The organism is Gelidibacter algens, assembly GCF_001678675.1.
In the GTDB taxonomy this organism is placed as follows: Bacteria; Bacteroidota; Bacteroidia; order Flavobacteriales; family Flavobacteriaceae; genus Gelidibacter; species Gelidibacter algens.
Map to the genome: position 1 here is coordinate 1 of NZ_LZRN01000126.1, position 767 is coordinate 767.

Here is a 767-nt window from a genome sequence, read left to right on the forward strand (position 1 = left end):
TAACAGTAATTAAAAAAATGCAATTAATAGTAACTATATTGGATAACTTCTTATTGGAAATTCTAATTTTATTGTTTTGTAATGACATAGTTTTCTTTATTAAATTTCTTGTAAAACTATTATCAATTACCTTTTTCAACCAGTATCATTTAGATAATATAACTACCATTTTGATAATTGTTTCTATATTCTTTGGGTGTTATATTGGAATGTTGTTTAAAAAATCTAGTCAAATGATTGGCTTCAGAGAAGTTAACCGAATTTGCAATTTCGTTTATATTTAATGTTGAGTACGCCAACATAGATTTGATTTCAAACATTATAAACTCGTCAATCATTTCAGAACTGGTCATCCCGAATGTTTTTTTACACATTTATTTAGCGTTATTCTACTCACTCCAAGTTTTTGAGAATAAAAATCGATTGTTCGGTTATTTTTTAACCTCATTTTGTCAAAAGACTGTTTAAACATAAATGAAGTTGTATTATTTTCTGTTTCTGACGACAATAGATGTAATTCTGAATAAAGTCTATTCAATTTTATTAGCGTAAAATATAGTAATGATCTAATAATATGTTCACTATCAGACTTGAAGTCTTTCAATTCAAGAAGTATATCTTGAAACGTTACTTGAAATTTCAGTAAATGTGTGTTAGTAAATTTTAATAAATAACGGTTTTGTTTTATTATAGAAATCTGTAATTTGAAAGAGAAAAGTTTATCTGAAAAAAAAGTTAGACAAAAAATCATCTTTAAAAAATATAAA

1 protein-coding gene is annotated in these 767 nt (G+C 24.4%); it reads right to left on the bottom strand.

Translation table 11 applies throughout. The features are described from left to right. Positions 1-149: 149 nt before the first annotated feature. Positions 150-374: a helix-turn-helix domain-containing protein gene (locus tag A9996_RS19410; RefSeq protein ID WP_083994047.1), complete on the bottom strand. Its 225-nt coding sequence runs from the start codon at positions 372-374 to the stop codon at positions 150-152. Positions 375-767: the final 393 nt, after the last annotated feature.